The sequence below is a fragment of the Candidatus Pantoea symbiotica genome, from assembly GCF_056491525.1.
The window spans coordinates 1,528,180-1,554,761 of the sequence record NZ_JBSZHR010000002.1 but is presented as its reverse complement, the minus strand read 5'-3'; the positions used below and the strand labels follow the sequence as shown (position 1 = coordinate 1,554,761).

Sequence of the window (26,582 nt, the reverse complement as noted above, 5' to 3'; positions counted from 1 at the left end):
CACAACGAAAAACGGCCCGTCAATGACGGGCCGTTTCTTATTCTGCTGCGATTACTGCGCCGCTTGCGGATCGGTATCGTAGTCTTTACAGCTCTGGAAACCGTAGTTCATGACGCGACCGGTATCGTTATAGCTAACGAAATAGGTCTGCGGTTTACCGTCGCGCTCGCCAATCACGTAAGTCTGGCAAGTACCGCGGGCGTGAACCATGGTGATTTCAGTGGAGGCTGGACCGGCAATCTGGCGAACCTGATCACGTGTCATGCCTTTCTTCACATCCTTCACCACCGGCTTGGTTACGTAGCTTTCAGCTTTGTCATAAGTCGTACAACCAGACAGGGCTGCCAGCGTCATAGCGGCAGCGATACATCCCATCACTTTATTCATGTTGTTGTTCCTCATTTTTTTGTCCATGTGGAGTAAGCCTGGAACATAAACCCAGATTTATCAACTTTATGGGATAAATTTAGCCAAATTCCGAAGCGTTAGGATTTGGTAAAAATGCTGTGTTGATGCGCTACGGTTCGTATAATCACCCGCGAAAAAATACCTATAGTAATGAATAAAGACAGAGGATTAATGACACCTGCACCTTCTAATCGGCTGGTTTATGCCATCACGCTGGGCCTGCTCGCGGCGCTCGGGCCACTTTGTATCGATCTTTACCTGCCGGCGCTACCGGAACTGGCGCGCGACCTGCACACCGAAACCGCCACAGCGCAGCTGAGCCTCACCGCCGGCTTGCTCGGTTTGGGTGCCGGTCAGTTGCTGTTTGGGCCAATGAGCGACAAGTTTGGTCGCCTGCGTCCGCTGCTGGTATCGCTGGTGCTGCTGTTTATTGCCTCGATTGGCTGTGCGCTGGCAAAAGATATCAACTCGCTGTTAGTGGCGCGTCTGTTTGAAGGCCTGGCGGGCGCAGGCGGCGCGGTGCTGTCACGTGCCATTGCCCGTGATATGTACAGCGGGCATGAACTGACGCGTTTCTTTGCACTGCTGATGCTGGTCAACGGTTTAGCGCCAATTGGTGCGCCGGTGCTGGGCGGTGCCTTGATGACAGTGCTCAACTGGCGCGGCATTTTCGTGGTGCTCGGCTGCATCGCCATCGTGTTGATCTTCCTTGCCCGCTGGAAATTGCATGAAACCTTACCGCCAGAGCGCCGCAGCCAGGGCTCGATCTTTTCTACCTGGGCGGCGCTCGGCCAGGTCGTCACGCATCGTCAGTTTATGGGCTTCTGCCTGACGCAAGGTTTTATGATGTCCGGCATGTTTGCCTATATCGGCGCCTCGCCGTTTGTACTGCAACAGCTGTACGGCCTGACACCGCAAGCCTTCAGCTTCTGCTTCGCTGCTAACGGCCTCGGCCTGATTATTGCATCACAAACCAGTGCGCGCCTCTGTCCGCTGTGGGGTGAATACCGTGTACTTAAAGGCGGCCTGACGCTGGCGTTTGTCGCTTCGAGCTGTTTGCTGCTGGCGGGACTGACAGGCGCCGCGCTGCCGATTCTGCTGGTCGCGCTGTTCTTCACCATCGCCAGTAACGGCGTAATCGCCACCACCGCTTCTTCGCTGGCGATGCAAAGCCAGGGCCAGCGAGCGGGCAGTGCCTCGGCGGTGATTGGCGTGTGCATGTTCACCTTTGGTGCCATCAGCGTGCCGATCACCGGCCTGGGCGGCACCTCGGTGGCGAGCATGACCGGCACCATCTTTGGCTGCTTTATGCTGGCGATTGTGTCGTTCAATTTGCTGGTGCAGAAGGCAAAAAACGCCTGATTTGCCAGCAAATAACCTGGACAACAAGCCGTGCGGCTTGTTGTTTGTGGGGAGAGGCGTTAGCTTTAGCAGATGATTCGCATTGTGCCGTCAGGCTACTGACTTGAGGAGAGGTTCATGTCACTGCAACAGGAAATCATTCAAGCCCTTGGTGTAAAACCGGTTATCGACCCGCAGCAGGAGATCCGCGTCAGCGTTGATTTTCTGAAGTCTTACCTGAAAGCCCATCCCTTTTTGAAAACGCTGGTGCTTGGCATCAGCGGCGGCCAGGATTCGACGCTGACCGGCATCTTGTCGCAGACCGCGATTCGCGAACTGCGTGAAGAGAGCGGCGATAACGATTACACCTTTATCGCCGTGCGTTTGCCGTATGGCGTGCAGGCCGATGAGCAGGATTGTCAGGATGCGCTGGCGTTTATCCAGCCGGACCGCACGCTGGTGGTAAACATCAAAGAAGCGATTCTGGCCAGCGAACGTGCGTTGAAAGACGCAGGTATCACGGTGTCGGATTTCGTGCGCGGCAATGAAAAAGCGCGTGAGCGCATGAAAGCGCAGTACAGCATTGCTGGCATGACCAAAGGCGTTGTGGTCGGGACAGATCACGCAGCAGAAGCAATCACCGGTTTCTTCACCAAGTACGGTGACGGCGGCAGCGACATCAACCCGATCTTCCGTCTGCACAAAGGCCAGGGCAAACAGCTGCTGAAAACTTTGGGCTGCCCGGAGCATCTCTATCTCAAACATCCGACCGCCGATTTGGAAGATGATCGTCCCGGCTTGCAGGATGAAGTGGCGCTAGGCGTCACTTATCAGCAAATCGATGCTTATCTGGAAGGCAAAACCATCGATGCCGCAGCAGCAAAAACCATCGAAGGCTGGTATCTGAAAACCGAGCATAAACGTCGCCCGCCAATCACCGTGTTTGACGATTTCTGGAAACCGTAATTTACTCGTAAGTTACGCAAGTGCGCATAAATGCGCCTCGCCAAATCACTGTAGGGTCGCCATTCATGGCGACCTAATTCAAATCAAAACCTAAAGTGGCGAGAAAAAGCACAGCTTGATACACTGGATAGACAACCAGTAATTGGAGTGTGCTTTGGTCAGACGTGCAGCCAGCCACCGCCTCGATTTCGATGCGGCAGCAATCTATCAATATCCCGAACATTTACGTCAGTGGCTGGAAGGTTTACCCAACCAGCCGGGCGTCTATACCTTTCACGGTGAAAGCGAAAACCTGCCGCTGTATATCGGCAAAAGCGTCAACCTGCGCAGTCGGGTGATGGCGCATTTCCGCACGCCGGATGAAGCCAAAATGCTGCGTCAGGCGCGACGCGTCACCTGGATTCCCACCGCTGGCGACGTCGGCGCACAGCTGCTGGAAGCGCAGATGATCAAAACGCAACAGCCGCTGTTTAATAAGCGCCTGCGTAAGAACCGCCAGCTCTGTTCGCTGCAGCTGGGAGACGGTGCGCCACAGGTGGTATACGCAAAGGATCTCGACTTCTCGCGCTCGCCCAATCTTTATGGCCTGTTTCGCAGTCGCTTTGCCGCGCTGGAGAAGCTAAAAGCCATCGCCGATGAGCAGCGCTTGTGTCACGGCTTGCTGGGGCTGGAATCGTTACGTCCGGGACGTGGCTGTTTTCGCGCCGCGCTAAAACGCTGCGCCGGTGCCTGTTGTGGCAACGAATCGGTTGCTGAGCATCAGCAGCGCTTGCATGCGGCGTTAGAGCAGATGCGCATTCAGTGCTGGCCGTGGCAAGGCCCGGTTGGCATGGTGGAAACGGGGACAGACCTCACCCAAATCCATGTGATCGATCACTGGTTCTGGCTGGGATCGGTAAACAGTGAAGCCGAAGCACGCCAGCTGCAGCGCGCCTCGCACGGCTTCGATCATGACGGCTACAAAATCCTCTGCCGTCCACTGCTTTCTGGCGTGTTCCCGCTGATCGAGCTGTAAAATAAAACCGCCGAGGTTGCCCAAAGCATCAGATGCGATGGACAACCCCGGCGGTCTCTATTCAGTTAGCGAAAGAACTTATTCAGCATCAGCCGGCGGTGGCGTCATTTTGCCATCGTGCGGGCCTTTCTCAGTTAAGCGCTTCTCAAAATTCGCGTTGTACTGTTTCTTCTGCTCTGGTGTCAGCACGTTGTAGATCTTGTTCTGGGTTTCCATCATCTGCAGCGCGCGGTCTTTGGCGTTTGCTGTCATTTTCTCAGCCTGCGCTTCGGCTTTCGCACGGTCGAAGGTATCGGAAGCGATGATGGCATGGTCAGCACGACGCTCTTCCAGCGACGGGCGTTTCATATCTTTGTGACCATCACGCAGAATAGTTTTGATCTGCGCTTTCTGCGTATCGGTCAGGTTCAGACCTTTAAACATCATCTCCATACCGTGATGGCGCATCGGCGGCTTGTGCATCGGTTTTTCGCTGCCTGCTGGCGGCGGTGTCAGGTTGTCTGCCGCTGCATGGACGATATTTGCAGCACCAAGAGCCATTGCGGTAGCCAGGAACACAGAAGTTAATTTACGCATAATATTGTCCTTACTTATCAGTTTAATGACGACAGCCTGTGTCGCGTCTTCGGAAACAAGCATACGACGCTGAACGTCAACTACTCAGAGGCTGAGTAAAGCCCTGAAAGCATAAAAGACAGAGATCAGGCAATCATGGAGAGAAAGAGAAGAAATGCGTGAGGAATTGCAAAAGTTTATGACAATCAAGGGAAAAACGCAGGAATTAAGGAGGAGTGTAACGGTATTGTCGGTTTTCAGGAAGGGAAATGTCGGCGATTAATCCCGTTACGCACCTCGCTCATTGTAGGGTCGCCATTCATGGCGACCAACTACATAAAGATCACAACGCCAGCGCCTGCGTCTGTTCATTCTCCTCCACCAACATCAGCCCGGCGCGCAATCCCGGCGCGACATTCGGATTCGGGAACAGCACATACTCGCGTGCCTGCTGCACGTAGTAGCGCCGATCGCCCTCTTCCGCCAGCAGCGTGCCCTGCGGGAAAGCGGTGAAGTTCAGCGTCTCTGGCCCCATGTGCAACACAAACTTATCGCCGTGGCGAGTCAACTGCTGCGCCACACGATAATGGCGCGGCTGCTCGCGCACCTCCGGCAAGGTCTCGCCATACAGCAACGCCGCCAGCGCCCGTTGCACGCCGCTAAACTGACTCAGATCGTTCTCACCAAACGGCAAAGCCTTGCCCAGTTCCAACGTGCAGCTCGCCGCATTATGGTGCTCGCAGCTGTAATGGGTGAAGGTGCCGCCCGGTGAACGATGGAACACCAGCGCTTCCATTTCTGCCGCCGCCAGCCAGTGCATAAACTGTTCGGGCCACGGATTGGGATTCAGCGGCATCACGCCAAAACGCGCATGATACGAGCCGCGAATCGCCGTATGCAGATCGAGGTGCCAGCGCACTTCGTGATCGAGACAGGCGCGCCAGAAACTCTCCAGCTCCTGCTCCAGCTGCAACACACGCTGCGCTTCGGGGACATCGGTCACCTGCTGCCAGCGGCCACCAAACAGGCGGTTGATATCGTATTGCTGGTAGCGCTTGCCGCTGCGCAACGCGGCGGGATTACCCAAAATCACCAGCAAACGCACCGCCAGCGGTTTCTCGCCTTTTAACAGTGGCGTCAGCAACAGATTAAGAATCTCAACCGGCGCGGTTTCGTTGCCGTGAATGCCCGCAGAGAGCACCAGCGCCTGCTGCGTGGGCGTGTGCGGCGTGAGGGACAGAAGTCCCTCGTTATGCCATTGCCAACTCAGATGATCGTTGCTGCCCTCTCTTTGCTGTGGCGGCTCACCAGACAAGGTCTGCTGTAAAAAATCCTGCATGTTCACTCCTTTTTAACGACGTGGGGCGAACCTCTCACCCCGGCGTTAACGCTGAAACGCGTAGACACTGCCTAAGTCTAGCAGCTTCGTCAGCTCATCCAGCGCGGTGCGCCCTTCACGCAGCAGTTGCGGGTCGGCTAAATCGCCCTGGGTTAGGCGATCGCGGTAGTGGCGATCCACCCAATCGTTGAGCGTGGCAAACAGACGATCGTTCATTAGCACCGCCGGATTCAGCGCCTGACGCTCGGTTTCGGTTAACACCACGCGCAGACGCAAACAGGCCGGGCCGCCGCCGTTAAACATGCTTTCACGCAGATCGAACACTTTCAGTTCACGAATCGGCCCGCCGCTCTCCACCAGCTCGGTGAGATAACGCCACACGCCCGCATGCTGGCGCGACTCTTCGGGCAGCACCAGCAGCATACCGCCGTCGGCACGCTGCAATAACTGGCTGTTAAACAAATAGGTATTGACCGCATCGGTCACCGAGACTTTATCGCGCGGTACTTCAATTGGCTGGAAACCGTTGACGCGCGCGGCGAGGTCATTGAGCAACTGCGGCTGATTAACAAAGGCATCCTGATGGCAGAACAGCACCTGCTGATTGCTCACCGCAATCACATCGTTATGAAACACGCCCTGATCGATCACCGCCGGATTTTGCTGCGCAAACAGCGTGCGTTGCGCATCGAGCTGATGCAAACGCGCCACCGCTTCGCTGGCTTCCCGCGTTTGGCGCGCCGGATAACGTGCCGGTGTTGCGCCCTGCTGCTGACCATCGCGGCCATAAATAAACAGCTGCACGCCCGCATCGCCGTAATCACTGCCGAAGCGATTGTGATTGGCCGCGCCCTCATCACCGAATTGCGCTACCTGCGGCAGCGCATCGTGCACGCTGAAGTGCTGCGGGTTACGGAAAATGGCGCGCAGCAGATCGGCAGTTTCCGGCGCCTCAATGGCGCGGTGGAATTTGTTATTCAGATTGGCAACGGTGAAATGCACGCGACCATCGGCGCTATCCGCCGACGGCGACACCGTGGCGGCATTGGCCACCCACATTGCTGAGGCGGAGCTGGCCGCCGACAGCAGCTGCGGCGCGTGCTTCGCCGCCTGCGCCAGCACTTGCTCATCGCTGCCGCTAAAACCGAGCTGGCGCAGCAGCGGCAGATTAGGACGCTCGTGCGGCGGGATCACGCCCTGCACGTAACCCATATCCGCCAGCGCTTTCATCTTCAGCAAGCCCTGCTTGGCCGCCAGACGCGGGTTCGAAGGTTGCAGCTGATTGCGCGTCGAGGCTTCGTTACCAAACGACAATCCCGCGTAGTGATGTGTCAGGCCGACCAGCCCATCAAAGTTAGCTTCAAACGCTTTCATTATTTCGCTCCCTGCGCGGAGAAATCGAGGCCCGGCGATAAGCTGCCCGGCAGCGCCAGGCTTGGGCTCTCCAGCGACGCCATCGGCCACGCGCAGTAATCAGCGGCGTACCACGCGCTGGCACGATGATTCCCCGAGGCGCCAATGCCACCAAAAGGTGCGGTGCTGGCGGCACCGGTCAGCGGTTTGTTCCAGTTAACAATACCGGCGCGCGCCTCCAGCAACAGCTGATCAAACTGCGCGCGCTGCGGCGAAATCAGGCCGCATGACAAGCCGTAACGGGTGTTATTGGCGATGGCAATCGCCTGCTCGAAGCTGTCGTAGCGAATCACCTGCAGCAGCGGACCAAACACCTCTTCATCCGCTAAATCTTTCACTTCCGTCACATCAATGATGCCCGGCGTGATGATGGCGCTGTCGCGATCCGGCCAGTGCATGCCGAGCAACACTTTCCCGCCCTTTTCCACCTGCTGCTGCCAGGCAGCAAAAATATGTCCGGCGGCGACGGGTGAAATCACGCTGCCCATAAACGGCTGCGGTTCGGCATTCCATGCGCCAGGCTGCAAGCGCGCGCTGACCTCAATCAAACGCTGCAGGAAGGCATCGCCCGCCGCGCCGCGCTTCACCAGCAAGCGACGCGCACAGGTGCAGCGCTGTCCGGCGGTAATAAAGGCCGACTGAATAGCGATATGTACCGCACCATCGAGATCGGAAGGATCTTCGACAATCAGCGCATTGTTGCCGCCCATCTCCAGCGCCAGCATTTTTTCTGGCTGCCCGGCGAACTGACGATGCAGGTGATAGCCGGTGGCGGCGCTGCCGGTAAACAGCAGGCCATCAATTTGCGATGCATTCGCCAGCGCCTGGCCGGTTTCACGACCGCCCTGCAGCAGTGCCATCACGCCCGCCGGTAAACCGGCTTGCTCCCACAGCTGCACGGTTTTCTCTGCCGTCAGCGGCGTCAGCTCGCTCGGCTTAAACACCACGCAGTTCCCCGCCAGCAGAGCCGGCACGATGTGGCCGTTCGGCAGATGACCGGGGAAATTATACGGACCAAACACTGCTAGCACGCCGTGCGGACGATGGCGCAGCGAGCTCTCGCCGTCGGCCTGTTCGCCGGTGCGGCTGTGATAGGCTTTAATCGAAATGGCGATTTTGTTGATCATCGCCTGCACTTCGGTCAGCGTTTCCCAGCGCGGCTTGCCGGTTTCCTGGGCGATGGTTTCCGCCAGCGCGGTTTTATGGCTTTCGAGCAGACGGGCAAAACCTTCCACCAGCGCCTGACGTTCCACAAACGGTTTTTTCGCCCACTGCGGGAACGCCGCGCGCGCCGCTTCACAGGCCGTAGCCACTTGTGCTGCCGATGCCGCTTTGCCCTGCCACAGCGTTTCGCCGGTTACCGGATTGTGTTTGCTCAGGGCATCAGCGCCGCCGGTCAACCATTGACCTTGAATAAAATGCGTCATGCTTTTTTCTCCTCGCGACACAGCGTGACCACACGCAGTTGATCGCCAATGTTGCAGTGCAGCGCCGCGCGCTGGCTTTCAGTCAGTTTTACCGTACCGGATGCCATATCCACCGGCAGCAGCGCCACGCGGAAATGCTGGTAATCGGCGTTCGCCACCAGACACAGCGGCCAGCTTTCATCGGCGGCACCGCTTTCAGCGGTTAACTGGCGACTCTTGCGAATGGCACGGATGCGATCGATTTCGCACTCCAGCGTCGGGCCGCCGTCGAAGATGTCGACATAGTTGAGATAGCGGAAACCTTCCGCCTCCAGCACCGCACGCGCCGGTGCGGTTTTCGGATGGACTTCGCCAATCACTTTTTGCGCGGCTTCAGACAGGTAATGAATGTAGAGCGGATGTTTGGGCATCAGCTCGGCGATAAAGGCTTTCTGGCCGGTGCCGCTGAGGAAATCGGCTTTGCTGAACTCCATCGAGAAGAAGCGGCTGCCGACGCTGTCCCAGAAGGGCGAGTGTCCATTGTCATCACTGACGCCACGCATCTCCGCCACCACGTGTTTCATAAAGCGGTCGCGGAAGTTGGCCATAAACAGAAAACGCGATTTCGACAGCAGATGGCCGTTTTTGCCATCGCGGTAATCAGGATCGAGGAACAGCGTGCACAGCTCGCTGCTGCCGGTATGATCGTTGCTCAGCGACAGCGTCGGCAGGCTGGCATACACATTCAGCTCTTTCGAAGCGTGCACCTGCGTGCCAACGCGAAAGTTGTACCAGGGATCCTGCAAACCTACCGCCGCTTCGATGGCGCAAATGCCGACGGCGCGATTGTCTGCGCTGTCGGCCAGCACAAACACATAGCCTTGTTCGGCAGGCGGCAGCGCACCTTGCCAGGTGAGCAGCGAACGCTCAATACGAGCTTTGAGCGTATCGCTATCCGCAGGCAGCGAGGTTAAGCCGCCCCCGGTTTTGCCCGCCAGCGACAACAACTGCGAAAGATCGTCACGTTCGACGGGGCGAATCACCATCATGATGTGGCTCCTTTGAGCACGCGTTCACAGGCACGTTCGAAGCGCGCCAGGCCTTCTTTTACTTCACGCTCGCTGATGTTCAACGCTGGCGCGAAACGTACCACGTTAGCGCCGGCAATCAGCACCATCACGCCCTCTTCGGCTGCAGTGAGGTTGAACTGTTTGGCTTTGCCAGCAAAATCGTCGTTTAGCACCGCGCCAATTAGCAGCCCCAATCCGCGTACTTCTTTAAACACCGGCAGACGCTGGTTCAGTTCCTGCAGCGCAGTAACAAACCATTGATGACGCTCGGCCACGCCCGCCATAAAGGCTGGCTGGTTGATCAGCTCCATCACTTTGCCCGCCACTGCGCCTGCCAGCGGGTTGCCGCCGTAGGTGGTGCCGTGCGTGCCGACGCCCATTACCTGCGCTAAATCTTCACGCGTCAGCATGGCGCCAATCGGGAAGCCGCCACCCAGCGCTTTGGCGGTGGTTAACACATCCGGCGTCACGCCATAATGCATGTAGGCGTACAGCGAACCAGTACGCCCCACGCCGCTCTGCACTTCATCAAAAATCAGCACCGCATGATGCTTATCGCAGAGTTCGCGCAATCCGCGCAGGAAAGACGGATCGGCTGGCAGTACGCCGCCTTCACCCTGAATCGGCTCGACGATCACCGCGCAGGTTTGGTCATTGATCAGCGCGGCTGCCGAGGCCAGATCGTTGAAATTAGCGTGCTCAACTGCTGGCGGCAGCGGCGCAAAATCACGGGAATAAGCCGGTTGTCCGCCCGCTGTCACGGTAAACAGCGTGCGACCGTGGAAGGCGTTATTAAAGGCAACTATGCCATTTTTCTCAGCGCCGAAACGGTCGTGCGCGGTTTTACGCGCCAGCTTCAGCGCGGCTTCATTCGCTTCGGCGCCGGAGTTACAGAAGAACACGCGGTCGGCAAAGGTGGCATCAATCAATTGTTTGGCGAGACGCAGGATCGGTTCATTGGTGTAGCCGTTACCGGTATGCCACAGTTTGCTCGCCTGTTCGGTTAGCGCCTGCTGCAACGCGGGATGCGCATGACCCAGGGCGTTAACGGCAATGCCACCGGCGAAATCGATATACTCTTTGCCTTGCTGATCCCACAGCGTAGAACCTTCAGCACGAACCGGTACAAAAGCCGCGGGTGCATAAACTGGCATCATCCATTGATCAAAATTTTGACGCGAAACCTGCTGTGACATAGCCCTTTCTCCTGCTCCACACCCGGTGAAGCCTTTGTTTTGAAATTGTTAAAAATGTTAAGTGGCAGCTCTACTGTATCTTGCAGATAGCGTGCCAGCCAGCCGCAAAAATGCATAAACGTCTTGCCACCACGAAATATCAATAACTTAACCAGTGCTAGTATTCACATTAATTGCATAAAAAGTGAATACCAGTCTGATGCAGGCTGAATAGCAGCAATTTATTTAGCGGATTTATGCATTGGCAAAATGAAATATTGCTTTTGTGATCGGGCAGGAAATATTTCGCCAAATTAATGCGATATACGCACTTTTTTGGGGCGAGATGTGCCTGATTGGTGCAGGAAAGTGTTAGCGCGGTGCAGATTTAGCATGGAGTGGATTAATCGGTTTTTAACATTTACATGTTCAAATTGAATGTTATTTCGCCAGTTCGTTATTAAACGAAACCTAAATAACATTTTGTGACCAAGGTTATTATCAGAACAGAAATAAACAGACACAAAGCCATGAACCAGATAATTACCATGCTAACGATTAGCTGGATTCAGATATTTGCTATTGAACAATTATGCATAGGCTTGTGCTATTTCACGAACAAGCTAGTTACTTTATTTACGCATCTTTAATTTTTAAATTATCGTATAAAATCATTAAGATACCTATTTAAACATTCATATCCCTTGTTGTTTTAGGGATAAGTTTAACCAATACAAAATTCCACATAATGGAATTTAAGATTAAAAATCACACAAAAAGTTAACGAGAAATATTTAGTTACATATATTGCACTGTCGATCTTGAACCTTTTGTGTCATTTTCTTTTCACCCCGAATAAGGGGACAAAATTAAAAAATATCACAGGGTAAAAATTAAATGATGAAGCGCTCCTTACTGGCAGCAGTGATGCCTTTACTGCTGGGACTTTCTTCGGCTCAGGCCGCCGAAATCTATAACAAAGATGGCAACAAGCTGGACCTGACTGGCAAAATTAACGTCTCGCATCTGTTCTCCGATAACGATGCGTCTAATGGCGACACCTCCTCTTATACCCGTCTGGGTTTTAAAGGCGAAACCAAGATCAATGACCAACTGACCGGTTACGGCCAGTGGCAGTATCAGTACAGCCTGACCAACTCTGAAGGCAGCGATGCTAACAACGGTAACAAGACCCGTCTGGGCTTTGCCGGTCTGAAGTTCGGTCAGTTTGGCTCAATTGATTACGGTCGTAACTACGGCCTGATTTATGACGTGCTGGGTTACACCGATATGCTGCCATTCTTCGGTGGCGATCAAGGTTACTCTGATGGATTCCTGTCCAGCCGCTCAGGTGGCGTGCTCACCTGGCGCAACAAAGATTTCTTTGGTCTGGTGAAAGGCTGGAACGTTGCGGCTCAGTACGAAGGTAAAAACGATCGCAGCGCTTCAGACATTGCGGTACGCCGTTCGAATGGTGATGGCTTCGCGCTCTCGACTTCCTATGACTTCGATTTCGGTCTGAGCTTGGTTGGCGCTTACGCTAGCCTGGCTCGTACCAATACGCAGAACCAGGCCTTACGTGGCGATGGCGAGAAAGCACAGCACTGGACTACTGGCCTGAAATACGATGCTAACCAGATTTATCTGGCAACCATGTACGGCGAAACGCTGAACGCTACCCCAATCATTGGTGGCTTTGCTAACAAAGCGATTAACTTTGAAGCTGTGGCGCAGTATCAGTTCCTGAACGGCCTGCGTCCTTCAATCGGTTACGTTTCATCGAAAGGCAAAGAGATTGAAAATATTGGTGATGTCGATCTCACCAAATATGTTGCTGTCGGTGGAACCTACTACTTCAACAAAAACATGTCTGTGTATGCTGAATACAAAATCAACCTGTTGAAAGACGATAATGCGTTGGGCATCGCTTCTGATGATGTCACCGCAGTAGGTCTGGTTTACCAGTTCTAAGTTGCTTTACCCTCATTGCTATTCGGCTAGTGTCGGCTGAATATGCGTAAAGGGCAGCGAAAGCTGCCCTTTTTTATTGGCGTGATGCGATTACGGCGCCATCAAATCAAAACGATTATCATCACCCTGATCCAATGAGAACGGCGGTTGCAATTGCAGGACGATTTCGTTCGAAGTGACGCGATTCTGTTTGCTGTCTTCTAACACCACCGACAAGCGATAACTGTTATGCGCGCCCGGCGAGCTATCCCAGGCTGGCATGATCACGCTCCAGCCCTGCGGATCGTTGGGATTGGCACCCGGTGTCAGGCTCAGCGCCTGCGTATCGCCCTGCCACATCACTTTAGTGATTGGGTTGGTGCTGCGGATCTGCAGTTTCAGCGGCAAACTTTCTCCGCCATTCAGCTGCCACGGTGGCGTGGCGAGAAACACCGACAGCGTTTTACGCTGGCGATATTCCAGCACCGGCGTATAGCTGCGCGTCACGTTATCATAGCGACTGCCGCGCAGCGAGTGCGCCGCCGCCACGTTATCCGGACTCAGCTGCTGGCTGAGCGCCACGCCAAAGCGGTAGTTGAGACGCAAACCGAGCTGATCCTGGCTCTCACCGCTGTCACTGGTTTTGTGGCTGGCGGATAAGGTCACCAGCGGCACTGGCGTGTAAGTGACGCCAAAGGTCAACGCCGACGGATTGTGGTAGCGATTGCCGGAGCTAAACAGATCGACGTTATCGCCAAGATATTGCTGCCAGCTCACTGATGCACCGAGCTGGCGATACTGCGGCAAATAGCCTTGGGTGGTGAAATCGTAGCCGCGCGCCATACGCTGCTGCTGGAAAGGATTGCGATCCTGCCAGCCTGAGAGCGGCGTGTAATAGTTGGCGGAGAAGCGCAGATAATCGCCCCACGCTTCGGTACCCAGCGAGGCGCGCTGCAGGCCGCTGCTGAACATGCGGTCCACAAAGCCGTTATAGCCCAGCTGCCATTTGCCCGCCATCCAACGCTGGCCGAGACCCACATTGCCCACCAGCCCATCATCGGTTTGATGGAAACCCACCTGACTGAAGGTCAAATAGCGATAGTTATCTGCCCACGGCGTCAGCAGCGAAGCACCGCTGCCGTTAAAGTTGCCATCGATGTCAACGTTGAAATCGATCTGCGCGTTGCCATACGGCGACAGCAATGATTGACCTTCATTGACCAGACGATTTCCCACTTCATCGCGGAAATGATTAAAGGCCCAAAGTCCGGCCTGCTGGCTTAACGAATTGTCGTCCGTGCTGTTCTGGCTGGCTTCGCCAATGCTTTTGGCAATGGTCGCCAGCTTTTTGTTGAACGCTTCGGTTTCGTCCTGATAGCCCAACGCAGGTAACTGATCGGCCATTTTCTGGAAACGTGTGGGATCGCTAAACGGCGCATCGGCGAGTTTAGTGTCAGAAATCAACGCCAGCGCAGGCGCGGCTGCAGCAAGTAATGAAAAACCAGAGAGATATCGCACGCTTTTGAGTGATAACAAAGTAGATAACATAGCTAAAAATAGGGTTCGACCCAGTTCAGAATTTGAGGTGGCTCACAAAAGTGCATAAGTCTACCCTAGCATATTCTGATGCAAGTGCCGGAAATGTCTGGTTTCGATTAAGACATTGGCGGGTATTTTCGGATTTGTAGAGTGCGCATTCGTGCGCATCTGGAAACCAGGTCGTCATAAATGGCGACCCTACGGAGGTAATCGCTGTTTCGTAGGGTGCCCATTTATGGGCACCTGGAAGCCAGGTCGCCATAAATGGCGACCCTACGGTGAACTATCAGGAGAAGATCAAACCGCCATCCACATTGATGGTCTGCCCGGTGATATAGCGTGCATCGTCAGACGCGAGGAAGGCCACTAAACCAGCGACATCTTCCGGCTGCCCCGCGCGCTTAAGCGGGATATTTTCCACCCACTCCGCCATAAGCTCGCCTTTGCCATACTGCTTTTTATCGCTGCTGAGGATCTCGCCCCACACGCGATCGTTGTAGTCCCACATTTCACTCTCGATAATGCCCGGACAGAAGGCATTCACCGTGATATGCCACGGTGCCAGCTCCAGCGCCAGGCTTTGGGTAATCCCGATCACGCCCATCTTGCTGGCGGCATAGTGCGGAGTATAAATGAAGCCCTGACGTCCCTGGCCGGACGAAGTGTTAATCAGGCTGCCGCTGCCCTGCTTGACCATATATTTCGCCGCTTCCCGACAGCACAACCACACGCCCGTGGTGTTCACCGCAAGGATCTTCTCGAAATCGCTTTTCGGCATCGAGTCGAAACGATCGATGGTGATGACGCCCGCATTTTGAATCGACACATCAATGCTGCCGAAGCGCTCAGCCGCCTGTTGATAGAGCTGCTGAACCTCAGCTTCATCGGTAACATCGACCTGCAGCGCCAGAATCTCACTACCAAACTGCTGTTCGATGGCCTGCGCAGTACTGAAGACGCGTTCCGAGTTCGACACCATCACCAACCGCGCGCCGTCGCGGGCAAAACGCGCCGCAATGCCCGCGCCAATGCCGCGGCATGCGCCGGTAATCACCACCGTTTTTCCACTAAAATCGCGTGTCATATTGCCTCCTGTTATCCATGTGTCGCTTCAGGCAGGGCGGCCGATTGCTGCTTTTTTTCATGTCTGCGCAGCAGCACCACCTTACTTTGTAATTTTTGCTGGAACTGGTCGATCACCACCGCAGTAACAATCACCAAGCCTTTAATCACCATCTGCCAGAAATCGCTGACGCCCATCATCACCATGCCATCGGCAAGAAACACGATGACAAAGGCACCAATAATCGATCCCGAGACCCGCCCGCGTCCACCCGCCAGCGCCGTGCCGCCCAGCACCGTGGCACCGATGGCATCCATCTCGAACATATTGCCGGTCATCGGGTGCGCGGTTTGCAGTTGCGACGCCACAATCAAACCCACCAGCGCGGCGCACAAACCGGAAAAGGCGTAGACAAACACTTTGACCTTGATGATCGGTACACCCGCCAGGCGCGCCGCCGATTCGTTTCCGCCGGTGGCGTAGATGTAACGACCGAGCGGCGTTTTGCGAGTCAGATACAAACCCAGCAGCAGGAAGCCGAGCATCATCCATATCGGGATAAACACGCCCAGCACCGAACCGGAACCGAGCAAGGCGAAACCGGTGTTGCCGAGCGCTGGCGTGCCGACGAGGTTAGCGTAGGTGCTGCCATCGTTGAACAGCAGCGCCGCGCCGCGTGCCACATACATCATGCCGAGCGTGCAGATAAAGGGCGCTACGCCGAGTCGCGTGACCACCGCGCCATTAATCAACCCCAGCGCTACGCCAAACAGCGCCACCACCAGAATCACTTCGGGCACGTTGAAGAACAGCACGTTGCCGCCCCACAGCGGAACGCCGTTAGTGAGCAGCGCACCCGCTACCATGCCGCATATGCCCGCCACCGCGCCCACGGACAGATCGATGCCGCCGGTCAAAATCACCAGCGTCATGCCGATCGCCAGCAAGCCGGTGATCGCCACATGCTGCGTCATGATCAGCAAGTTGGAGGTGGTGAGAAAGTTAGGCACCATAAAGCTGAAGAAACTCACCACGATTAATAAGGCAATAAAGGTGCGCGCCTTAAGCAGGTACATGTAGATCAGGTATTTTTGATTCATCGTTTTACTCTCCAGCGGGCTCAATCATGCGGCGTTGAGGCGCTAATCAGGGCTTCGCGCGTGGCCGCCGCGCGCGGTAAATCGGCGGTGATACGACCATCCGCCATCACCAAAATGCGGTCAGCCAGCGCCATCACTTCATCCAGCTCGGACGAGGAGAACATCACCGCCAATCCCTGTTGCGCCAGACTGCCAATCAGGTGATAGACGTCGGTTTTGGCGCCCACATCGATGCCGCGCGTCGGCTCATCCAGCAGCACCACCTGCGGCCCGGTCATCAGGGCTTTGCCCAGCACCACTTTTTGCTGATTGCCACCGCTTAACGAGGTGATCGGCAATTCGGCATCGCTGACTTTGATGGCGAGATGACCAATCATTTCATCTACGCGGCTCTTTTCTTTGTGCGGATTGAGCATGCGCCAGCAGCGGCGGAAGCCGCGCAGACTGAGATCGCTGAGCGTCATGTTGGCGGTGATCGACATCAGCTGCACCACGCCTTCGGTTTGACGATCTTCTGGAACCAGCGCGATGCCTTTTTTCAGTCGCTGCTGGAAGCTGCGTTTCTCCAGCGCTTCGCCATTTAGACTGACGCTGCCCGACTGACAGTGCATCATGCCAATCAGCCCTTTGAACAACTCGGTGCGCCCGGCGCCCAGCAAGCCGTAGATGCCAATCACTTCGCCTTTGCGCAGCGAGAAAGAGACATCATTGAGTTTGTAGCCGCCGTTTTGATGCAGCGCGGTAAGCCCGCTGACGCTGAGTACCGTTTCGCCCTGGGTCGCCGGTTGGTAGTCGAAGTGTTTCTTCTTGTCGCCCACCATCTGCTCGATGATCCACGGAATCGAGGCGTCGCGGACTTCGCGTTCACTGATAAAGCGTCCGTCGCGGAAGATGGTGATGTGATCGCCAATCTCCATCAGCTCTTCCAGTCGATGTGAGATATAGATGATGGTGACGCCGCGCCGTTTGAGCTGGTCGATGACGTTGAACAGCACCTTCACTTCTGACTGGCTGAGCGCGCTGGTCGGTTCATCCATGATCAGCACGCGCGTGTCTTTTGATAGCGCGCGGGCGATCTCCACCAGCTGCTGATGGCCAATACCGAGTTCAGCCAGCGGCGCGTAGGGATCGACATCCAGCTCCAGCCGTTCCAGCAGCGCTTTGGCCAGTGAATATTGGTACTTCTCGTTGATCACGCCGCGCTGGAAAAACTCATTTGCCATGAAGATGTTGTCCATCACATTCATGTTGGGAAACAGGTTCAGCTCCTGAAAGATAATGCTGATGCCCTGTTTTTCCGCCTGATGTGTGGAGCTTAGCGACACCGCCGCGCCGTCCAGCAGAATCTCGCCCGATGAGGGGATCTCCACGCCCGCCAGCATTTTCATCATGGTGGATTTTCCCGCGCCGTTTTCGCCAATCAGCACGTTCACTTTGTTGCGATAGACGCGGTAATTGACCTGATCCAGCGCGGTGACGCCGGGATAGATGCGCGACACGTTGCGGGTTTCAATAATCACGTCATGTTGAGGCTGTTGCATATCCGCTCCTTACTGACGTGTAATCGCCGCAGGTGTCACATTCGGCACCTGCTCCGGCGTATCGAAGCTGCTAAACACGCCAGCAAGCTGCACTTTGTCACCCACTTTGGGCTTGAAAGCACTCATCATGTTCGCCGCCTGCTGATTGATCGCGCGGCTGTAGTCGCCGAACAGCACCTGATCGTTAAAGTCCTGATAGCTGGCACCTTTGTAGGCATCGCGTAACACGGTGCCGGGAAATATTGGGCCGACCTGCACCGTGATGTTGTCACCGGACACATCCTTCACCGTCATCCGGCCATTACGCGACGTGGTGTTGACGGCGGTAACTTCGCCGCTCACGTTGACACTGAACACACACGGGTTCTCTTCCTGGCTGCGATAGCCGTAGGTTTTACAGGCGCTATCAAAATCTTTGGCGGACTTCAGCGCATTCAACAACTCAGCCACCGGCTTCGCATCATGCTGCACTTGCGGCACCAGCTTCTGTTGCCACGTTTGGGCAATATTGCCCATTTTGGGATTGGGAGGATTTTTCAGGTCGGCCAGCTCCTGCTGCGACACAATGCGGCAACCGCTAAGGATCACGACAGGAAGCAGTAACCAGAGTCGTCTGTGCATCACATTCTCCTGGGCGCCCGATAGACGGGCGCACCGCATTGATTACGACTTGAAGTTAAAGTCCTGCACGCCTTTGGCGTTGTCTGGCGTGATGAGAATGCCGCGGAACATCACGCGTTGCTTCTCAGGCTTGGTGCCTTTCTGGATAAAGTTGTCGAGGTCGGTCACGCCCTGCGCGGCGATGGCTTGGGCCTGCAGCATCACCGTGGCTTTCAAATCGCCTTTTTCCACCGCGTCACGTTCATCATTGCTGCCGTCAATGCCCACCACGATGACGTCGTTACGGCCCGCCGCTTTCAGGGCCGCAATCGCGCCCAGCGCCACCGGACCGTTACCGCAGATCACCCCTTTCACATCCGGATGCGCCTGAAGAATGCTGTCCATGATGCGTTTGCCGTCAATCAGCGTGCCTTTGGCATCCTGACGCGCGACGCTTTTCATGTCTGAATATTGGTCGAGCACCTGATGGAAGGATTTAGAGCGCGTCACGCAGTTGTTGTCGGCGAGGTTACATGTAAGTTCCGCGTAGCTGCCCTTTTCCCCCATCTTCTCGACAAACACGTTGGCCACGTCAGATCCGGCCTGGAAGTTGTTGTGGGTGATTTGCGCCAGCGCCACGTCGTCTACCGGAATTTCACGGTTGATCAGCACCACCGGAATGCCGGCATCTTTGGCTTTTTTGATGGCGGCCACGCTGGCGGTGGAGTCGGCGTTATCCAGCACGATGCCCTGCACCTTTTTGCCGATGGCGGCATCAATCAGTTCACTTTGTTTTTTCACATCTTCGCCATGCGACAGCACGCTGGTTTTATAGCCCAGCTGCTGCGCTTTGAGGTTGGCACCTTTGGCTTCGGAGGCGTAATACGGGTTATCCAGCGAGTTCACCAGAATCATGATGGTGCCTTTATCGGCAGCGAAACTGGCTTGGGAGATCATGCAACTGGCAATGGCAGTTAACAGCAGGGTACGTTTTTTCATGGTGAGGTTCTCTCATTGTTATATTGGGTCACGCAGGGTCAGCCGTTCTGGTGTTGGCGCGGCTTACCAGATGGTAAAGCCACCGTCGATCATTAAATCTGCGCCGGTGATCATGTCGCTACCGTTGCTGGCGAAGAACAGCACTGCGGCGGCGATTTCGTCGGTATAGGCAAAGCGTCCGAGTGGGATCAGCTTTTTCATCTGCTCGCCCTTCTCGCCGCGCCAGGCTTTTTCACCCATCGGCGTCAGCACCACGGTGGGCGATAAGGTATTAACGTTGATGCGATAGGGAGCGAACTCTTTAGCCATCACTTTGGTCATGCCGAGCAGACCGGCTTTGGCCGAGGTGTAGGCAACGTGGTTATCGATCGCGATGGAAGCGGCCTGCGAGGCGATATTAATAATTTTGCCGCCGTTACCGGCGCGCACCATGCGTTTACCGGCCGCCTGTGAGCAGAGGAAAGGTCCGGTAAGATTGACGTCGATCTGCTTCTGCCACTCGGCAAAATCGGTTTCTAACACCGGTTGCAACATCACGTAGCCCGCGCAGTTCACCAGGATATCAATCTTGCCGTAATGCTGTTCGACGTTATCAAATGCCGCTTCAACCGAGGCTGGATCGGTCACGTCGCAGCACACCAGCAGCACACGATCGGCAGCAAACTGATCCTGCACGCCAGCCACTTTGTCGCTTTCGAAGGGCGGATAGAGCAGCGCCAGCCGTGCGCCCTTCTCCAGCAGCATGGCGTTACTGGCCATCGCAATCCCGCCTAGCCCGCCGGTGACCACCGCCACTTTGCCGGTTAAATCCTGCTCAATGTTCACGCCGTAGCGCAGGTTAACGTCATATTCCCCACTCATCGTCTCTCTCCATAATGGTGTACGGCGGCTCTGGTTACGGCTGGCCGGGTTATCGTTTTGGTAAATATCATTTTCGAACAAAAATATAAGCTATCGTTTAATAATGGTTTGTGGAGGAGATCAAATTTCATACAAATCGCAACAAGAAAAATTATCCTCATGATTTTATTAACTTTGTGCAAATCACTGAATTTATTACATGGAGAGAGCTGCTAGTGGCTTTCTGCGAAATCAATCGCATAGCAGATGATTATTTTCGTTCGAAAATGAATGATTGTGGAAGCTGCCTCGCAAATGCCCAAAACGCAGAGTAAAATCAGCTCGGGTTTCCTTATTGGCGAAACCAGACCGTGATTGGAAAGAGGGAGCATTTCGATTGAAAAGCAAAACTGAGCAGCTGGCTGATATGCAGCAGCGCCGTGAGAAGATTCTGGAGATGATCCGCGAAGACGGCACAGTCACGGTTAAAGCGCTAACCGACACCTTCGGCCTGACCGAAGCCACCATTCGCACCGACCTGCGCATGTTGCAGCAAGAGGGGCACGTGCAGCGCTATCACGGCGGCGCCACCTTGATGACCGGCAAGCAGAATACCGGCGCAATGTTGCTGGAGCGTCAGACGCATCTTGAAGAAAAACAGGCGATTGGCCGACTCGCCGCGCAGCATGTAGAAAATGGCGATACGGTGATTTTCGATTCCGGTACCACCACCACGGCGATTGCCGAGGCGATTAACCATATTCGTCGTTTATCGGTGATTACTACGGCGGTGAATATTGCGCTGAAGCTGGGCGGCGAGCCGGGCATTAATATTTTGCTGACCGGTGGGACGTTCAAGTTCCCGACGCTTTCGACCTCGGGCGAGAAAGCCGCTTCGTTTTTCGAAAACGTGCTGGCGGAAAAGCTGTTTCTTGCCACGGCCTGTATCTCGCCGCGTCTGGGTTTGAGCTTTCCCAGCGAGACCGATATCAAGGTGAAAATGGCGATGATCAAGTCAGCCAACACCGTGTATGTGGTGGCGGATTCCAGCAAGATCGATAAGGTGTCGATGTTCGCGCTGCCGTGTGACTGGAGCCATATTCACTATCTGATTACCGACAGCGGCATTTCTCCGGCGCAGGTTGCGGCGTTTGAGGCTTTAGGCGTGGAAGTGTTGGTGGCGCAATTGGCGTTGGCGCAGAAGCGCGCGGTGTAAAACCAGGTGGGCATCAATGCCCACCCTACGCGGTTTTGTAGGGTCGGCATTCATGCCGACCGCTCACTAACCGTTAAAACCCTAAGCTATCCAGCAGGTCATCAACCTGATCCTGGTTCGCCACCACGCCAGGTGCATTGGCGTGGATCTGCGGACCGTTCAGCAGGCTGTTGCCCTCTTTACGCGCCGCGGCGTTGGCTTCTGGCATATTCTCCAGCAGCACCATCAACAGCTGACGCTCGATCTCCTGGATCACATCCATCATGCGCTTGATCACCTGACCGGTCAGGTCCTGGAAATCCTGCGCCATCATGATTTCGAGCAACTGCTTATTGGTGTACGACGTGTGTCCCGGAACGTCAGTCAGGAACTGGCGCGTATCCGAAACCAACTCGCGCGCATCAGTCAGTTCAATCGGATTTTCAAACCACGCATCCCAACGGCCTTTCAGCTGGTTGGCGCCGGCTTCCATTTGGTCCTGGTGTGGCTGCGCTGCATCAACGCAGTTCAACGCACGTTCTGCCGCTTGCGCCGTCATTTGCACAACATAATCCAGACGATCGCGCGCATCAGGAATGGCTTCCGCCGCTTCAGCAATCGCCTGGTCTAACCCCAGCTCACGCAGGCTGTCACGCAACATGCGCGTCAGTGAGCCGATGCGGGTAATAATGTCGTGTGCCGAGGCTTCTTCGGTTGATTTCGGAAGGTCGCTCATCACATCTCCTTACATACCCAGTTTTTCGAATATTTTGCCTAACTTCTCTTCCAGCGTGGCCGCCGTGAACGGTTTCACCACGTAGCCGCTGGCGCCCGCCTGCGCGGCCGCGATGATGTTCTCTTTCTTCGCTTCCGCGGTCACCATCAGCACCGGCAGTTTGTTCAGCGTGGCGTCAGCACGAATGGTTTGCAGCAGCTCCAGACCGTCCATGTTCGGCATGTTCCAGTCGGAAACCACGAAATCAAAGCCACCGGCACGCAGTTTGGTCAGGGCATCGACGCCATCTTCTGCTTCTTCGACGTTATTGAATCCAAGCTCTTTCAGCAGGTTACGGACGATACGACGCATCGTATTGAAGTCATCCACCACCAAAAAGCGCATATTTTTATCAGCCATATCTACTCCCGTGTTGTCTCGTCCAGCAGGACGGGCTCGTTAAATTCGCAATGCCTGTCCGGCGCTAATTTTCGCCAGCATGTGCTGACTGATGTGGCCTAAATCGACCACTTCACTGGTGCCGCCCATCGCAATCGCTTCGCGCGGCATACCAAATACCACGCAGCTGGCTTCATCCTGCGCGATGGTCCAGGCGCCCGCGCGATGCATTTCCAGCATCCCGGCCGCGCCGTCGTTACCCATCCCGGTCAGAATTACACCCACCGCATTTCGTCCTGCGTGCACCGCCACCGAACGGAACAGCACATCCACCGATGGCTTGTGTCGGTTCACTGGCGGACCGTCATTCAGTTTCACCACATAGTTGGCACCGCTACGGCCCAGCTCCATGTGCATGGCGCCTGGCGCAATATAGGCGTGGCCCGGCAAAATACGCTCGCCGTCTTCCGCTTCTTTCACGGTGATCTGGCACAGCTTGTTCAGACGCTCGGCAAACGAGCGGGTAAAGCCAGGCGGCATATGCTGAGTAATCAGCAGCGCCGGGCTGGTCGCCGGCAGCGGCTGCAGCACATGACGAATCGCCTCGGTACCGCCAGTAGAAGAGCCAATGGCGATCAGCTTTTCACTGCTCAGCAGCGGACCCGCTTTCAGCGTCACCGGCATCGGCGTGGAGGCACGCACATGCAGCTTGGCGCGCGCGGCGGCGCGGATCTTATCGGCAATCATCTGGCTGTACGCCAGCATGCCTTCGCGGATGCCGAGCTGCGGCTTGGTGACAAAATCCACCGCACCTAACTCGAGCGCGCGCAGCGTCACTTCGGAGCCTTTACCGGTCAGCGAAGAAACCATCACCACCGGCATTGGACGCAGGCGCATCAGCTTCTCGAGGAAATCGAGACCATCCATACGCGGCATCTCCACATCCAGCGTCAACACCTGCGGGTTGTACTGTTTGATTAAATCCCGCGCCACCAGCGGATCTGGCGCACTCGCGACCATCTCCATATCGGGATGGCTGTTGATGATTTCCGTCATCAACTGTCGCATTAGCGCAGAGTCATCCACGCACATCACGGTGATTTTGCTCATCGTCTTTCCTTGCTCAGTCCATAGACTGTCTGTCCACGCAGCCAGAACTCTTTGCTGATCTGACTAAAGTTCTCGGAATGCCCGGCAAACAGCAGACCGCCGGGTTTCAGCAGGGGCACGAAACGGCGCAGAATCTGCTCCTGCGTCTCTTTATCGAAATAGATCATCACGTTGCGACAGAAAATTGCGTCGAACGGACCCGGCAACGCCCAGTCGTTAGCCAGTAAATTCAGTTGCGTATAGTTCACCATGTTGGCGAGGTCGGAACGCACGCGCACCATGCCTTCGTGCGGACCGGTGCCGCGCAGGAAAAAGCGCTGCAGCTGTGACTGCGAGAGCGTACGTAGCTCTTCCTGGCGATAAACGCCCGCCACGGCTTTCTCTAACACCTGCGTATCGATATCGCTGGCATGGACCTGGAATTTACCCGGACCGGTGCCCAGCGTTTCCGCCAGCGTCATGGCGATGGAGTACGGCTCTTCGCCGGTTGAGGCGGCGGTGCTCCAGACGCTGTAATTACCCGTGCGCTTACGCGCATGATCCGCGAGGATCGGGAAGTGATGCGCCTCGCGGAAGAAAGAGGTCAGGTTGGTGGTCAGCGCGTTAATAAACGCCTGCCACTCCGCACTGTTTTGGTCCTGCTCCAGCAGCGCCAGATAGCGGCCAAAGTCATCAATATTCAGCATGCGCAGACGACGCACCAAACGGTTGTAAACCATCTCGCGTTTGTGGTCGGCCAGCACAATACCCGCGCGCTGATAGATCAGCTGGCTAATGCGACGAAAATGCGTATCTGAGAGCGGTAAGCGCTGCACCATTTGCGACAGCAGCGTGGTCGCTTCATTTTGATCCAATAACGTCGATTTCTTCATTTCAGGTCACCCGGCAACAAACTGTTTAAATTGTGATACTGCGGTTGCTACTGTGCTGCCAGTCGCGCCATTCTTATGGGCCGCCTTGCGGCGGCCATAAGGATTAAAAGGTTTCCCAGTTATCGTCAGTGCTACGTGCGCCTGCCGGTGCCAGTGCTTTTGGCGTGCCGGAACGCAAATTTTTTGCCGCTGTAGATACGTTAACGGCCTGAACGACAAATTCTTTACCGATATTGAACACCGCAACTGACTGTTTTAGTCGGCTGGCCTGATCTTCCAGCGCCGCTGCCGCAGTCGCAGACTCTTCGACCAGCGCGGCGTTCTGCTGCGTCACGCGATCCATCTCGTTCACCGCCAGACCGACCTGATCGATACCACGGCTCTGCTCGTCCGACGCCGAGGCGATTTCGCCCATGATGTCGGTGACGCGCGTAACCGCATTCACGATGTTGGTCATGGTTTTCCCGGCGCTCTCCACCAGCACAGAACCGGTGTTGACGCGGCTAACCGAATCTTCGATCAATCCTTTAATCTCTTTCGCCGCTTGTGCGCTGCGCTGTGCCAGACTGCGCACCTCGCCCGCTACCACAGCAAATCCACGTCCCTGCTCACCGGCGCGCGCAGCTTCTACCGCGGCGTTCAGTGCGAGGATATTGGTCTGGAAGGCAATGCCATCGATCACGCTGATGATGTCAGCGATTTTCTTCGAGCTGCCGGTAATCTCTTTCATGGTGGTAACCACGCCATCTACCACTTTGCCGCCCTGCTGCGCGGTTTCCGAGGCGGTGAGCGCCAGCTGCGACGCCTGACGGGCATTTTCGGCGTTCTGCTTCACGGTGGCGGTCAACTGCTCCATGCTGGCAGCGGTCTCTTCCAGCGAGGCCGCTTGCTGCTCGGTACGCGAGGAGAGATCGTTGTTGCCCATGGCGATTTCGCTGGCACCGGTGTAGATGGCATCGGAACCGTCACGCACGGTACGCACCGTCCGCGCCAGCTCTTGCTGCATCTCCTGCACCGAGGTGAGCAGCTCGCCCATTTCGTTGCGTACCGTGATGTCGACCTGCTGCGTCAAATCGCCACGCGCGATGTGACGAATGTGCTCGATGCTCTGCTTCAGCGGACGGATCAGCACCGTACGCATGCCGCTCCACACCAGCGCAATCACCAGCAAGGTCACCAGCAGCGTGCCGACCACCAGCATGATGGACTTGGTATACGCCGCGTCATTGGCTTCAATGCCCTGATTGGCGAGCACAATGTTGTAGCTCAGCCACGCGTTGTAATCTTTGGCAAATTTGTCCTGGAATCCCTGCGTCGGCTGATCAACAAATCCTTTGAAATTTCCGCTACCGAGGAAATCGATCAACTCACCCAATGCACCCCGATAGGCGTTGTAGTTGGCCTGCAGCGTTAGCACGTTCTCGGCCTTTTTGCCCTTTTCAGACAGGTTGGCGTTAAATTCGGCAAAACCCTGATCGGCGTTCTTCAACTCCTCACTCGCCAGCGCCACCAGATCTTTCACGGTTGCGCCTGAGCCAGCCTGCTGACTGTCCAGCAGGTAACGGATCCCCGCACGGTTCAGCGTGTTACGCGCCTGAACCAGCGATACCCATGAGGTGCCCATCGCCCGCTGCAGCGTGCTAAGACGCTGGTTATAGGCAAAATTATCTTTATCGGCTTTGACCGTGGAGTAGAACACTCCACCGGAGAACAGCTGCAGTAAGGCAAACAGCGCCAGCACGCACAGCAGGCCGGATACAACACGAATACGACTAAACATAAACACCTCATTGGTTGGCGGATCGCCTCTGTTATCGGCGCTCAAAGAGGGATCTTTATGTGTGTTCGCAGGGGTTGGACCAGCTTGGGTTAGATGGGTGCTCGCTGTCCCTCACCCTAACCCTCTCCCGCAGGCGGGAGAGGGAATTGATCGAGCTAACATATGGCAGCGTCTCCCTCTCCCGTTTACGG

At 55.6% G+C, this 26,582-nt stretch carries 24 protein-coding genes; 5 read left to right on the top strand and 19 right to left on the bottom strand.

Annotated elements, in window-relative coordinates:
• Positions 1-51 precede the first annotated feature (51 nt).
• Positions 52-387 (bottom strand): osmotically-inducible lipoprotein OsmE, encoded by a 336-nt coding sequence (gene osmE, locus ACXIZX_RS07800; RefSeq protein ID WP_007892614.1) that lies wholly within the window; start codon positions 385-387, stop codon positions 52-54.
• Positions 388-579: 192 nt separating this feature from the next.
• On the opposite strand from osmE, the gene ACXIZX_RS07795 reads away from it, so the two are divergent.
• The 3 genes from ACXIZX_RS07795 (at position 580) to cho (ending at position 3,730) form a co-directional block, all read left to right on the top strand.
• Complete coding sequence (locus ACXIZX_RS07795) at positions 580-1,770, top strand: multidrug effflux MFS transporter (RefSeq protein ID WP_479403886.1); 1,191 nt, start codon at positions 580-582, stop codon at positions 1,768-1,770.
• Between the two features lie 117 nt (positions 1,771-1,887).
• Positions 1,888-2,715 (top strand): ammonia-dependent NAD(+) synthetase, encoded by an 828-nt coding sequence (gene nadE / locus ACXIZX_RS07790; RefSeq protein WP_479403885.1) that lies wholly within the window; start codon positions 1,888-1,890, stop codon positions 2,713-2,715.
• A gap of 154 nt (positions 2,716-2,869) precedes the next feature.
• Positions 2,870-3,730, top strand: coding sequence for an excinuclease Cho (cho, locus tag ACXIZX_RS07785; protein WP_179451161.1), 861 nt, complete (start codon positions 2,870-2,872; stop codon positions 3,728-3,730).
• Between the two features lie 78 nt (positions 3,731-3,808).
• Here cho and spy read toward each other — a convergent pair whose 3' ends face one another.
• From spy to ACXIZX_RS07755, 6 genes are all read right to left on the bottom strand, one after another.
• Entirely contained in the window at positions 3,809-4,306 is a 498-nt protein-coding gene (spy, locus tag ACXIZX_RS07780; RefSeq protein ID WP_479403884.1) for an ATP-independent periplasmic protein-refolding chaperone Spy, read from the bottom strand.
• Between the two features lie 322 nt (positions 4,307-4,628).
• On the bottom strand, positions 4,629-5,624 hold the full coding sequence (gene astE / locus ACXIZX_RS07775) for a succinylglutamate desuccinylase (protein ID WP_479403883.1): 996 nt from the start codon (positions 5,622-5,624) through the stop codon (positions 4,629-4,631).
• 45 nt (positions 5,625-5,669) lie between these two features.
• Positions 5,670-6,998 carry an N-succinylarginine dihydrolase gene (gene astB, locus ACXIZX_RS07770; protein WP_479403882.1) on the bottom strand — a complete coding sequence of 443 codons (1,329 nt, stop codon included), beginning with the start codon at positions 6,996-6,998 and terminating at the stop codon, positions 5,670-5,672.
• Positions 6,998-8,464: a succinylglutamate-semialdehyde dehydrogenase gene (astD, locus tag ACXIZX_RS07765; protein ID WP_479403881.1), complete on the bottom strand. Its 1,467-nt coding sequence runs from the start codon at positions 8,462-8,464 to the stop codon at positions 6,998-7,000. The genes astB and astD overlap by 1 nt, the downstream gene beginning before the upstream one ends.
• Positions 8,461-9,492 carry an arginine N-succinyltransferase gene (gene astA / locus ACXIZX_RS07760; protein WP_179451167.1) on the bottom strand — a complete coding sequence of 344 codons (1,032 nt, stop codon included), beginning with the start codon at positions 9,490-9,492 and terminating at the stop codon, positions 8,461-8,463. Before astA ends, astD begins: the two co-directional genes overlap by 4 nt.
• Complete coding sequence (locus tag ACXIZX_RS07755; protein WP_061716722.1) at positions 9,489-10,709, bottom strand: aspartate aminotransferase family protein; 1,221 nt, start codon at positions 10,707-10,709, stop codon at positions 9,489-9,491. The genes astA and ACXIZX_RS07755 overlap by 4 nt, the downstream gene beginning before the upstream one ends.
• An 876-nt stretch (positions 10,710-11,585) precedes the next feature.
• On the opposite strand from ACXIZX_RS07755, the gene ACXIZX_RS07750 reads away from it, so the two are divergent.
• Positions 11,586-12,659 (top strand): porin, encoded by a 1,074-nt coding sequence (locus ACXIZX_RS07750; protein ID WP_479403880.1) that lies wholly within the window; start codon positions 11,586-11,588, stop codon positions 12,657-12,659.
• Between the two features lie 90 nt (positions 12,660-12,749).
• Here ACXIZX_RS07750 and ACXIZX_RS07745 read toward each other — a convergent pair whose 3' ends face one another.
• The 7 genes from ACXIZX_RS07745 to ACXIZX_RS07715 all read right to left on the bottom strand — a co-directional run bounded on the left by ACXIZX_RS07745 (position 12,750) and on the right by ACXIZX_RS07715 (position 20,341).
• Positions 12,750-14,186: a YchO/YchP family invasin gene (locus tag ACXIZX_RS07745; RefSeq protein WP_479403879.1), complete on the bottom strand. Its 1,437-nt coding sequence runs from the start codon at positions 14,184-14,186 to the stop codon at positions 12,750-12,752.
• Between the two features lie 277 nt (positions 14,187-14,463).
• The gene (locus tag ACXIZX_RS07740; RefSeq protein ID WP_179451171.1) at positions 14,464-15,261 is read right to left on the bottom strand and encodes a glucose 1-dehydrogenase; all 798 of its coding nucleotides are present in this window, start codon (positions 15,259-15,261) and stop codon (positions 14,464-14,466) included.
• Between the two features lie 11 nt (positions 15,262-15,272).
• A complete protein-coding gene (locus tag ACXIZX_RS07735; RefSeq protein WP_061716726.1) occupies positions 15,273-16,340 on the bottom strand; it encodes an ABC transporter permease in 1,068 nt (355 codons plus the stop codon).
• A 20-nt stretch (positions 16,341-16,360) separates the two neighbouring features.
• A complete protein-coding gene (locus ACXIZX_RS07730) occupies positions 16,361-17,881 on the bottom strand; it encodes a sugar ABC transporter ATP-binding protein (protein WP_008102881.1) in 1,521 nt (506 codons plus the stop codon).
• 9 nt (positions 17,882-17,890) lie between these two features.
• On the bottom strand, positions 17,891-18,502 hold the full coding sequence (locus ACXIZX_RS07725; RefSeq protein ID WP_179451175.1) for a DUF2291 family protein: 612 nt from the start codon (positions 18,500-18,502) through the stop codon (positions 17,891-17,893).
• Between the two features lie 42 nt (positions 18,503-18,544).
• Positions 18,545-19,480: a D-ribose ABC transporter substrate-binding protein gene (locus tag ACXIZX_RS07720; protein WP_008102877.1), complete on the bottom strand. Its 936-nt coding sequence runs from the start codon at positions 19,478-19,480 to the stop codon at positions 18,545-18,547.
• Between the two features lie 63 nt (positions 19,481-19,543).
• Positions 19,544-20,341 (bottom strand): GolD/DthD family dehydrogenase, encoded by a 798-nt coding sequence (locus ACXIZX_RS07715; protein ID WP_061716728.1) that lies wholly within the window; start codon positions 20,339-20,341, stop codon positions 19,544-19,546.
• Between the two features lie 376 nt (positions 20,342-20,717).
• Here ACXIZX_RS07715 and ACXIZX_RS07710 point away from each other — a divergent pair, with 376 nt between their 5' ends.
• Positions 20,718-21,536, top strand: a complete 819-nt coding sequence (locus ACXIZX_RS07710; RefSeq protein ID WP_061716729.1) for a DeoR/GlpR family DNA-binding transcription regulator — start codon at positions 20,718-20,720, stop codon at positions 21,534-21,536.
• A gap of 73 nt (positions 21,537-21,609) precedes the next feature.
• On the opposite strand, the gene cheZ is transcribed toward ACXIZX_RS07710, so the two are convergent.
• From cheZ to ACXIZX_RS07685, 5 genes are all read right to left on the bottom strand, one after another.
• On the bottom strand, positions 21,610-22,251 hold the full coding sequence (gene cheZ, locus ACXIZX_RS07705) for a protein phosphatase CheZ (protein ID WP_008102872.1): 642 nt from the start codon (positions 22,249-22,251) through the stop codon (positions 21,610-21,612).
• 9 nt (positions 22,252-22,260) lie between these two features.
• Positions 22,261-22,650 carry a chemotaxis response regulator CheY gene (gene cheY, locus ACXIZX_RS07700; RefSeq protein ID WP_008102871.1) on the bottom strand — a complete coding sequence of 130 codons (390 nt, stop codon included), beginning with the start codon at positions 22,648-22,650 and terminating at the stop codon, positions 22,261-22,263.
• A gap of 39 nt (positions 22,651-22,689) precedes the next feature.
• On the bottom strand, positions 22,690-23,739 hold the full coding sequence (locus tag ACXIZX_RS07695) for a protein-glutamate methylesterase/protein-glutamine glutaminase (RefSeq protein ID WP_008102868.1): 1,050 nt from the start codon (positions 23,737-23,739) through the stop codon (positions 22,690-22,692).
• Positions 23,736-24,611, bottom strand: coding sequence for a protein-glutamate O-methyltransferase CheR (gene cheR / locus ACXIZX_RS07690; RefSeq protein WP_061716730.1), 876 nt, complete (start codon positions 24,609-24,611; stop codon positions 23,736-23,738). Before cheR ends, ACXIZX_RS07695 begins: the two co-directional genes overlap by 4 nt.
• 103 nt (positions 24,612-24,714) lie before the next feature.
• Positions 24,715-26,391 carry a methyl-accepting chemotaxis protein gene (locus ACXIZX_RS07685; protein WP_479403878.1) on the bottom strand — a complete coding sequence of 559 codons (1,677 nt, stop codon included), beginning with the start codon at positions 26,389-26,391 and terminating at the stop codon, positions 24,715-24,717.
• Positions 26,392-26,582 lie beyond the last annotated feature (191 nt).

Coding starts and splice junctions, on each gene's coding strand:
- osmE (WP_007892614.1), bottom strand. CDS start 387: ATGAATAAAGTGATGGGATGTATCGCTGCCGCTATGACGCTGGCAGCC.
- ACXIZX_RS07795 (WP_479403886.1), top strand. CDS start 580: ATGACACCTGCACCTTCTAATCGGCTGGTTTATGCCATCACGCTGGGC.
- nadE (WP_479403885.1), top strand. CDS start 1,888: ATGTCACTGCAACAGGAAATCATTCAAGCCCTTGGTGTAAAACCGGTT.
- spy (WP_479403884.1), bottom strand. CDS start 4,306: ATGCGTAAATTAACTTCTGTGTTCCTGGCTACCGCAATGGCTCTTGGT.
- astE (WP_479403883.1), bottom strand. CDS start 5,624: ATGCAGGATTTTTTACAGCAGACCTTGTCTGGTGAGCCGCCACAGCAA.
- astB (WP_479403882.1), bottom strand. CDS start 6,998: ATGAAAGCGTTTGAAGCTAACTTTGATGGGCTGGTCGGCCTGACACAT.
- astD (WP_479403881.1), bottom strand. CDS start 8,464: ATGACGCATTTTATTCAAGGTCAATGGTTGACCGGCGGCGCTGATGCC.
- astA (WP_179451167.1), bottom strand. CDS start 9,492: ATGATGGTGATTCGCCCCGTCGAACGTGACGATCTTTCGCAGTTGTTG.
- ACXIZX_RS07755 (WP_061716722.1), bottom strand. CDS start 10,709: ATGTCACAGCAGGTTTCGCGTCAAAATTTTGATCAATGGATGATGCCA.
- ACXIZX_RS07750 (WP_479403880.1), top strand. CDS start 11,586: ATGATGAAGCGCTCCTTACTGGCAGCAGTGATGCCTTTACTGCTGGGA.
- ACXIZX_RS07745 (WP_479403879.1), bottom strand. CDS start 14,186: ATGTTATCTACTTTGTTATCACTCAAAAGCGTGCGATATCTCTCTGGT.
- ACXIZX_RS07740 (WP_179451171.1), bottom strand. CDS start 15,261: ATGACACGCGATTTTAGTGGAAAAACGGTGGTGATTACCGGCGCATGC.
- ACXIZX_RS07735 (WP_061716726.1), bottom strand. CDS start 16,340: ATGAATCAAAAATACCTGATCTACATGTACCTGCTTAAGGCGCGCACC.
- ACXIZX_RS07730 (WP_008102881.1), bottom strand. CDS start 17,881: ATGCAACAGCCTCAACATGACGTGATTATTGAAACCCGCAACGTGTCG.
- ACXIZX_RS07725 (WP_179451175.1), bottom strand. CDS start 18,502: ATGCACAGACGACTCTGGTTACTGCTTCCTGTCGTGATCCTTAGCGGT.
- ACXIZX_RS07720 (WP_008102877.1), bottom strand. CDS start 19,480: ATGAAAAAACGTACCCTGCTGTTAACTGCCATTGCCAGTTGCATGATC.
- ACXIZX_RS07715 (WP_061716728.1), bottom strand. CDS start 20,341: ATGAGTGGGGAATATGACGTTAACCTGCGCTACGGCGTGAACATTGAG.
- cheZ (WP_008102872.1), bottom strand. CDS start 22,251: ATGAGCGACCTTCCGAAATCAACCGAAGAAGCCTCGGCACACGACATT.
- cheY (WP_008102871.1), bottom strand. CDS start 22,650: ATGGCTGATAAAAATATGCGCTTTTTGGTGGTGGATGACTTCAATACG.
- ACXIZX_RS07695 (WP_008102868.1), bottom strand. CDS start 23,739: ATGAGCAAAATCACCGTGATGTGCGTGGATGACTCTGCGCTAATGCGA.
- cheR (WP_061716730.1), bottom strand. CDS start 24,611: ATGAAGAAATCGACGTTATTGGATCAAAATGAAGCGACCACGCTGCTG.
- ACXIZX_RS07685 (WP_479403878.1), bottom strand. CDS start 26,391: ATGTTTAGTCGTATTCGTGTTGTATCCGGCCTGCTGTGCGTGCTGGCG.